The 6,588-nt window shown below is 65.0% G+C and carries 4 protein-coding genes and 2 tRNA genes; 3 read left to right on the forward strand and 3 right to left on the reverse strand.

The window, feature by feature from the left end; genetic code table 11:
- Positions 1-13 precede the first annotated feature (13 nt).
- Together AC6UAL_RS04490 and argC are read right to left on the reverse strand one after the other, a co-directional pair.
- Positions 14-1,486: a sigma-54-dependent transcriptional regulator gene (locus AC6UAL_RS04490; RefSeq protein WP_500682173.1), complete on the reverse strand. Its 1,473-nt coding sequence runs from the start codon at positions 1,484-1,486 to the stop codon at positions 14-16.
- A 73-nt stretch (positions 1,487-1,559) separates the two neighbouring features.
- The gene (gene argC / locus AC6UAL_RS04495) at positions 1,560-2,603 is read right to left on the reverse strand and encodes an N-acetyl-gamma-glutamyl-phosphate reductase (protein ID WP_500682174.1); all 1,044 of its coding nucleotides are present in this window, start codon (positions 2,601-2,603) and stop codon (positions 1,560-1,562) included.
- A gap of 100 nt (positions 2,604-2,703) precedes the next feature.
- Here argC and AC6UAL_RS04500 point away from each other — a divergent pair.
- Both AC6UAL_RS04500 and AC6UAL_RS04505 read left to right on the forward strand, forming a co-directional pair.
- Positions 2,704-2,777: transfer RNA gene (locus AC6UAL_RS04500), tRNA-Pro, on the forward strand.
- A 329-nt stretch (positions 2,778-3,106) separates the two neighbouring features.
- Complete coding sequence (locus tag AC6UAL_RS04505) at positions 3,107-4,270, forward strand: autotransporter domain-containing protein (RefSeq protein ID WP_500682175.1); 1,164 nt, start codon at positions 3,107-3,109, stop codon at positions 4,268-4,270.
- 447 nt (positions 4,271-4,717) lie between these two features.
- On the opposite strand, the gene AC6UAL_RS04510 is transcribed toward AC6UAL_RS04505, so the two are convergent.
- The gene (locus AC6UAL_RS04510) at positions 4,718-6,082 is read right to left on the reverse strand and encodes a tetratricopeptide repeat protein (RefSeq protein WP_500682176.1); all 1,365 of its coding nucleotides are present in this window, start codon (positions 6,080-6,082) and stop codon (positions 4,718-4,720) included.
- A 193-nt stretch (positions 6,083-6,275) separates the two neighbouring features.
- Here AC6UAL_RS04510 and AC6UAL_RS04515 point away from each other — a divergent pair.
- Positions 6,276-6,348: transfer RNA gene (locus AC6UAL_RS04515), tRNA-Ala, on the forward strand.
- Positions 6,349-6,588 lie beyond the last annotated feature (240 nt).

Here is a 6,588-nt window from a genome sequence, read left to right on the forward strand (position 1 = left end):
TCCGGATGCTGAGTCATGAGTCTTTGAGATAAGTGCTGAAGAGATCGGGAGCTTCGGCCATCTTGCGCTGCAGCGTGCGCCGGTTGATGCCCAACAGCCGCGCCGCCTCCGTTCGATTGCCGCGCGTGCGCTCGAGCGCGAGCAGGATGACCTGCCGCTCCACCCATTGTAAGTTCAAATCGGGGAGAAATTCAAGCCTAAAGTGCGGCTTTGTCGCGCTTTCGGAGGACGAGGCGGGGGGCTGAGCGGCTGAGGCAGGCTCGGCAGGGAGGTCATGGCGACCGGCTCCGCCGGGGTCGGCTCCGGCTCCGTCGGCATCTGCCCTGAGGTAGTCGGGCAAATCTTCGGGTTTGATGCTGTCGCCCGTGGCCATGACCACGCCGTGCTCGATGGCCGTGCGCAACTGGCGCACGTTGCCCGGCCAGCGGTAGCGCAGCAGCAGATCGAGCGCGGGGCGGCTCAGACTCATCGGCGCCCGATTGTTTTGGGCGCTGAGCTCCTGCACGAAGGCATTGGCCATCAGAACCAAATCTCCCGTTCGCTCCCGCAGCGGCGGCATGTGGATCGCAATCACGTTGAGCCGCTGATACAGATCGAGGCGGAAGCTGCCCTCGCGCACCATCTGCTCCAGATCGCGGTTCGTCGCGGCCACCACCCGCACATCCACGGCTACGGGCACATTGCTGCCCACGCGCTCAATCGTGCGCTCGCTGAGCACGCGCAGCAGCTTCACCTGCGTCGGCATGTCTATCTCGCCGATTTCATCGAGAAAAATCGTCCCGCCGCTCGCCTCCTCGAAGCGGCCGATGCGGCGCTGAGCCGCCCCGGTGAAAGCGCCGCGTTCGTGGCCGAACAGCTCGCTTTCCATCAGCTGCGGCGAGAGCGCCGCGCAGTTGACCGCGACAAACTTGCGGCTCGGGCGGCCGGAAAGGCGGTGAATGGCGCGCGCCACCAGCTCTTTGCCCGTGCCGCTCTCGCCCTCGATGAGCACGGTTGCCGTCGTCGGCGCCACGCGGCGGATGCTGTTGAAGATGGCCTGCATCTGCGGGCTGTCGCCCAGCATCGCATCCAGCCCGCCGTCGGGGTGCAGCTGCGTCTCCAGCTCGCGATTCTGCGCCTCGAGCTGCCGCGTGTGCGCCGCGCGCTTGAGCAGCAGCTCCACCTCATCGAGGTTCAGCGGCTTGGTCACGAAGTAGTAGGCGCCGTGGCGGCGCGCCTCGGCAGCCGTATCATCGCTGCCGTAGGCCGTCATCATGATGCAGGTCGGCGGCTTGGAGAGGCCGCAGGCAAAGTCGATGAGATCCATCCCGCTCTCACCGCCCAAGCGCAGATCCGTCAGCAGCAGATCCACCGGCTCGCTCTCCATGATGGCGCGCGCCGCCTTGCCGTTGGCGGCGGCGTACACCTCATAATCATCTTCGAGCGCTTGGCTGAGGACATCGCGCGTCGACTTCTCATCGTCGACAATCAGCAGAATCGGCTGCATGGCAAAACGGCATGACAAAACGAAAGACGACCGGCGGAACAGCCGCCGGTCGTGCTCGGTGAAAACCTGACCCTCAGATCAGCCAGAGACCCTCCGTCTCATCGAACCCGAACATCACATTGAAGGCGTGCACACCCTGACCGCCGGCCCCCTTGATCACGTTGTCCTCCGCGCTCATCAGCACCAGACGATGCGTGCGCGCGTCGACCGACCAGCCGATATCCACGAAATTCGTGCGCGTCACGTACTTCGTCTCGGCGGGCTTATTCTCGCCCATCAGGCGGACGAAGGGAGCCCCGTCGTAGGCGCGGTGCAGGCAGGCGCCGACCGCCTCCGCCGTCGCGCCGGGAGCCAGCTTGGCCACCGTCGTCGTCAGAATCCCGGTATTGACCGGCATCAGATGCGGCGTAAACGTAATCACCACCTTGGCACCCGCCTCGAGAGAGAGCTCCTGCTCAATCTCCGAGAGATGGCGGTGGCGGGGCAGGGAATAAGCGTGCATATTCTCATTGCACTCGCAGAAGTTGTAAGCGATATCGGCTTTGCGGCCTGCGCCGGACACACCGCTCCCGCTGTTGACGACGATGTCGTCGGGCAGCAGAAGCCCCTCGCGCAGCAGCGGAGCCAGCGGCAGAATGATGCTCGTCGGGTAACAGCCCGGAGAGCCCACGATGCGAGCCTTCTCGATCGCCTCGCGATGGCGCTCCGGCATCCCGTAGACGGCCTCCTGCATCAGCTCCACATCGGGATGAGCCTTGCCGTAGAACTCCTCATACACCGCGGGATCATTCAGACGAAAATCGGCCGAAAGGTCAATCACGCGCAGCCCGGCCTCGACCAAGCCGCGGGCATAGGCCGCCGCCACGCCGTGCGGCAGCGCGAGAAAGGCCGCCTCAGCGCCCGTGGCCGCAATCGCCGCGACGTCCGAATCGGTAAACTTCAGATCCGCACCGGGTACGTGGCGGAAGCGGGGAAAAACATCACAGAGCTCCTGACCGGCGTACTGGCGCGACGTCGCGCAAACCAGCTCCACGCCTCGGTGGCGAAGCAGAATACGCAGAAGCTCTTGGCCTGTGTAACCACTGGCACCGACAACAGCTGTTTTCACTTTTTTCATGACAAAAGTAGTGTATCACGAAAAAAAGGTGTTGACAACCACAAAAACGCCGTGTATAATTCCCCCGCCGACGGCCTCAAGGGGCCAGAGGTACACAGAACGGGCAGTAGCGCAGTCTGGTAGCGCACTTGCATGGGGTGCAAGGGGTCGTGGGTTCGAATCCCGCTTGCCCGACGAATGAGAGCCGAGTCGCAAGACTCGGCTCTCTGAGTTTTTGCAGCAGCGCGCGCCGACGTCCAACGAGACCCGCGGACGACATCCGCTAGCGACACCCGCGGACGGGACGCAAGGCGGCTCTGCCGCTCAAAAGCCTGAGGCGGAGCCGAAAAGGAGAGGGCGAGCCGCGGAGTCCCCCGAGCCCCGCTTCCGCTCCGATAGCCCACCGACGTCGATTTACGGTTTGACTCGGAGCCCGCGATGGGCTAGCATGGCGCCGCGCCGAGGCCGCGCCTCGCGCCGGACTCCCCTCAACACAGCCTTCACCGCCCTCACCGCCACTCACCATGAAACGCCGATTGACCCTTGCCTGCTCCTTGGCGAGCTTGGCTCTCGCCGCCGTGAGCCCCGCACAAGCTCAGGCCGCCGACTTCGGCGCGGGGTCCGCCGCTTTCGGCGCGTCGCTCGTGCCTCCCACGGGTGAAAATCCGGTCTGCGACGCAAGCGCCGCGGCGGGCTCGGTCTGCGTCGGCTACACTTCGCTCAGCGAACTCCTCCTCGACGAATCGCGCGAGCACATGCAAAACCTGCGCACCGGCATCGGCACCCTGCGCGCCGGCATCTCGCCGAGCATCCTGACGGACGGCAGCCGCATGCCTTGGGTTGACCCGTGCGCCGTCGCCCTGACGCTGACCGGCAGCATCGCTCATCATGCCGGGCGCGGCGCCGACGGGGACTACCACAGCCGCAGCGGCGGACTCATGCTCGTTGCGGCTCGCGCACTCAGCTCATCGCTCACCCTTGGCGCCGACCTTTCCCTGAGTTCGGCCCGCGCGAAAAACTCCGGCATGACCCTCAGCGCCGACTCCTGGTACTTTGACCTCGTGGCGGACGTGGGGCAGGGCGCCTTTCGCCGGAAGGCCGGCATCGGCATCGGCGTTTGCGCACTTGATACCAAGCGCTTCATCATCGGCCCCGCCGGCAGCGGCTCCTCCCCCGTCGCCCTGCGGGGAAAGCGGAACTCCACCGTCGTGAACCTCTTTTACGAGGCGTCGTACGACCTGCCCCTGACCCGCGACGGCCGCCACCGCCTCGCTCCCCTGGCTCTCGCCGAAATGAGCATGGCCGAGCTCGGCCGGCTGACCGAGCAAGGAAGCCCGCAACCGAACCCCGTCGTCTCCTTCGACAACGACGCAGAGTATTTGGCCCTGGCTGCCGGCCTGCGCTACACCCGAGCTTGGGGCATGAGAAACAAACCGGGCTACTTCACCCTCGACGCCCTGATCGCTCAAGACATCCGCAGCGAGTGCGGTTCCATGAGCTGCTTCTCGGGCGGCGCCTCCCCCGTTCACCTGCAGGCTGACCGAGCAGGAAAGACCTCCCTGCGCCTCAACGCGGCTCTCGTGCACCCGCTCAATACCGAATGGGCCCTCAGTGCCCGCCTCAGCGCCGACATCCGCTCCCGCAAAAGCATGCTCGGCGCGGCACTCGGCATCCGCTATACCTTTTGACAAGGGCGGCTCGCCCCGCCTTACGCCGCCCCCTCGCCCCGCCTCGCGCTCAGCGACGTCTGCAAGAGAACCGAGAAACGGCCCCCTCCCTTATGGAGGAAAAGCGCCGACGGAGCCAAGAGAGACAGGGCGCCGACGCATCTTTGAAAGCTGACCTCCAAGCTGTGAAATCTCCTTGCCCCACTGCCTCGGAGAAAAGAAAATCGCGCGGAAGATGAAAAAATTGTTTGACTTGATACCCCGGCAGTGTTAGCATGCGGGCGAGGATCGAGAGGCTCGGCTCGGCGTGAATGCCGCCGCTGTCTCCTTTTCCCCTCGGAGCGACTCGCGAGCGACAAGTTTGGGTGCGGCCGCACAAGGCGGTCGATACCCGTATGGAGGCAAGCCCTCGCCTGTCACGTGTACGGGCGGGGGCTTTTCCGGCGGTCGGTGTCCGTTGAAACGCGCTCAGGGCTTCGCCTCCTGCAGCGCCTGGGGATAGCCGTTTTTGGCAGCCGCCTGCAGATAGCGCTCGGCCAGTTCGGGAGACTGCTCCGCGCCCCCCTTGCCGTCGCGGTAGCTGAGATAGAGCGCGAACTGCGCCCGAGCCGAGCCGAGCTCTGCCGCCGCATGAAGAAGATCGTAGGCCTTGTCCTGATCCTGATACATACCGATACCCTCCGCCGCGCAGCGAGCCAGCTCACAGACCGCCTCCGCGTGATTGGCCCGAGCCGCCTTGAACAGCCAGACAACCCCGGCGTGCTTATCCTGCTCACAGCCGCGACCCTCCAGCAGACAAAGCGCCAGATTGTACATCGCCTGCGGCACGTCCTTGCGGGAGAGCAGCTCCCGGTACAGCGCCACAGCCTGCGCCGCGTTCTGCTCCACGCCGATGCCCTGCTCATAACAATAGGCGACATTGCAGATAGCGTCGGCATGGCCGAGCGTCGCCGCGGCATCAAACAAGCGGAACGCCTCGCTCGGATCGGCCTTCAGGCCGCAGCGCCCTTCCAAAGTGCAGACGCCCAGAGCACAGGTCGCTTGGGCATTTTTCTCATCGGCAGCCGCCCGAAGCTGCTCAAGCGCCTCCTGCTGCCCCTCGGGAGAGCTGATCAGGTGAAAAGCGATGGCGACGCGGGCCATACTGTTGCCGAGCTCCGCCGAGCGCCGGAACGCATCGAGAGCCTTTTGACGGCCGGCCTCATTGGGCTCAAGCACATTGCAGAGCAGCCCGAAATTCAGCAGAGCGCCCGCATGTCCCTTGTCCGCAGCGAGGCGGTAGTATCGCAGAGCCTCGGACGGATCGCGCTGAACGCCGATACCCTTCTCACAAAACTGCCCCAGCAGATAAGCCGCCTCAGCATCGCCCGCGTCCGCCGCCGTGCGCAGCTCAGCGGCGGCTTTGGCCTGTTGAGCGCCATCCTGACCCTCCATAGCCGCTCGGGCAGACTCGATCAACGCCCCCTCGCCGGGCTCAGCCCCCGAAGCCCCGTCCGGCGCTTCCCCCGAAGGCGTATGGGGTGTCTCCGCGCCGGATTCGCTGCGGGACGCGTCCGAATCGCCCGCTGCGTCGGAGCGGGCGTCTTGCTCAGCCCCGGCGGGCGCATCGCCCGCAGCGGGTTCATTGCCCGCAGTAGACGCATCGCCCGTCGCAGGCGTGGTCGAAGGCGTCGTCGGCTCCTGAGGCGCGGCACTGCCGGAGACTGCGGCTGCCTCGCCCGCCGTCGAGCTTGTCTCCGCGCCGGATGCTTTGGCGGAATCTTCATCATCGCCGCACGACGTCAGCAAGACAGCGGTGCAGAGTAACAGAAAGGGAGAAAAGAACTTCTTCATGAAAGACCTTCGTGTTGAGCAAGTCGATGTTACCGACTGATACGGCAAATGTCAATCCCCAAAGCGGCTTGAGTGCGGGAAGAAAGCGCGAGCCGCCGCGCGGAGCCGCGTCCGTCTCGCCATGAATTTTTGACGAATCTGCACATTATGCTTGCTTTCGTCCGAAAGAGTGATAAAATCGGCGCACGCCCACGGGGCATTAGCTCAGTTGGTAGAGCGGTTGCATCGCACGCAACAGGTCAGGGGTTCGAATCCCCTATGCTCCACTCCGAGACCAAGCGGTCGGCTCGACAAGAGCCGACCGCTTTCTCGTTTTCGGGGCGAGCACCGCGTGTGCGGAAGGCGCCGGCCACACCCCCGGCTCCCCGGCCCTCCGGCCTGAGCGCGCAGTTCCTCCGCCTCTGCGAATGCGCCGAGCGGAACCGCGGTGGAGGGTCAAGCGCAAAGTGTGTGGAAACCGCATATCAGACCACCGAGTGAGCCACCGCTGCACTCCACGAGCACGC

Source organism: Candidatus Parakkermansia intestinigallinarum (genome assembly GCF_944389695.1).
GTDB classification, from domain to species: domain Bacteria; phylum Verrucomicrobiota; class Verrucomicrobiia; order Verrucomicrobiales; family Akkermansiaceae; genus Akkermansia; species Akkermansia intestinigallinarum.